The sequence below is a fragment of the Gardnerella sp. 30-4 genome, from assembly GCF_001641215.1.
Classification (GTDB): Bacteria; Actinomycetota; Actinomycetes; order Actinomycetales; family Bifidobacteriaceae; genus Bifidobacterium; species Bifidobacterium leopoldii.
In genome coordinates this window covers 1-1974 of sequence record NZ_LXJL01000144.1, presented here as the reverse complement: position 1 = coordinate 1974, position 1974 = coordinate 1, and the positions used below count along the sequence as shown (strand labels likewise).

The window sequence follows — 1974 nt, the reverse complement described above, 5'->3', positions numbered from 1 at the left end:
AAAACATACTATCTCTTACATAGATAATGGCATGGTTTATTATGGTGTGTTAAGAGTCTTTTGTAAGGAGGATGAATGGCTGACGATATGTATGGTGCAAATCAGCAGGAATCCAATGAAACTGCAAATAATGGATATTACGAGCAGCAGGAACAGCCGACGCAACCAGCACAACCAACGCAAACAACGCAACCAGCACAAACATATAGCCCAGCTCCTGAATTCGGAGCTTACGGCCCAACAAATAACGAAAATGAAGTTGGTACAAACACTACACAGTATCCAGCTAACAATTACGCCGTAAACCAAAATAACGATGCGGATAATACAAATATCAACAATGCTCCTACGCAATACATTGGATCACAAAATTACTACGGAAATAATAATTTTAACGGCTTCGGAAATCCGTATAATTACGGCACAGACAATAATTCTTACCCAAATAATGAAGTTGGCAATCAAACACCAGCGCAGCAGAATTTTAACAATAATGCAAGTAACGAAGAAAATGAAAATATAGCAAAAACAAGCATTATTAGCACAAATGCAGCAAATACAAACGACACAAACAAAAAAGGTAACAAAAGAAAAACAAAAAGCTCTTCGTCAACTGCTTTTGTCGCCATTTTATCCTCCGCAATTTCTGCAATAGTTTGCGTAGTTGTAGTCCTATTTGTAGTCTCGCAAGGTCTTATTTCAATTCCACAAAGCGGCTCTTTCGCAAACATCGGCTCTCATTCTTCTGGCCCTGGGACCGCAGTAGTTAAAGGTGGTCAATCTCCAGATTGGCAAGGAGTTGCAAAAAATGTTTCCGGAGCCGTTGTTTCTATACAAACTCGTTTAGAGAAAGGCATGGGGAAGGGTTCTGGAGTAATCATTGATTCAAAAGGTTATGTTGTAACAAACAATCACGTAATTTCTGATGCAAAAGAAATTCAAGTAACCCTTTCTAATGGTCAAATTTATTCAGCTACATTAGTCGGAGCAGATAAAACTACTGATTTGGCAGTACTTAAATTAGACAATTCACCAAATAATTTAAAGACAGTCCAATTTGCAGATTCTAATCTACTTTCCGTTGGTGAACCAGTTATGGCAATCGGAAATCCGCTTGGATATGACGATACAGCTACCACAGGCATTGTTTCGGCTTTGAATCGTCCAGTATCAGTTATGGACGACCAAAGCCGCTCTGAAATTGTAACTAATGCAGTACAAATTGATGCAGCTATTAATCCAGGAAATTCAGGCGGCCCAACTTTTAACGCTGCCGGAAAAGTCATAGGTATTAATTCTTCTATTGCAGCAACATCAGCTCAAGGGGAAACTACAGGATCAATCGGCATCGGCTTTGCAATTCCAGCAAATTTGGTGAAGCGAGTAGTTACAGAAATTATTAAAAACGGTTCTGTAAAACACGTAGCACTGGGAATCATGATTAAAAGCACAGCAGTTGAGTCCGAAGGAATTACTCGCGGAGGAGCTCAAATTGTTTCTGTCAATCAAGGAAGCCCTGCTGAAAAAGCCGGACTCAAAGCCAATGACACTATTGTTGCCTTTGACGATAAGCCTGTATCCAATAATTACGCACTCCTCGGGTATGTGAGAGCAACAGCGTTCAATCAAAAAGCTACGCTCACAATAGTTCGTAACGGCAACACACTTAAGTTGCAAGTTACATTCAACCAAGAAGAAGCTGCTGTTAATGGCACAAATAAGCAAGAAAAGAAATTAAAGAAAAACCAAAAGAAGCCTAGTAAAAAACGCGGCAGTAAGTCGGACGATGACGACGATGACGATTTACAACAACGTGGAGGTGACGATGGTGACGATGGTGGAATATTTGATCCATTCGGTTTCTGGTAAATAAAACCGCATGTTTTACATTAAAAGTAAAACATTGTAATAAAAGATGCCCCTAAATAAGTTACTTAACTTACGCAGGGGCATTTTCATAATGTAATTAAATAT

General features: G+C 39.3%; 1 protein-coding gene. It reads left to right on the top strand.

Annotation, left to right across the window (positions count from 1 at the left end; all coding sequences use genetic code 11):
• The first annotated feature begins 75 nt into the window (after positions 1-75).
• Complete coding sequence (locus A5294_RS06265; RefSeq protein WP_004106176.1) at positions 76-1869, top strand: S1C family serine protease; 1794 nt, start codon at positions 76-78, stop codon at positions 1867-1869.
• Positions 1870-1974: the final 105 nt, after the last annotated feature.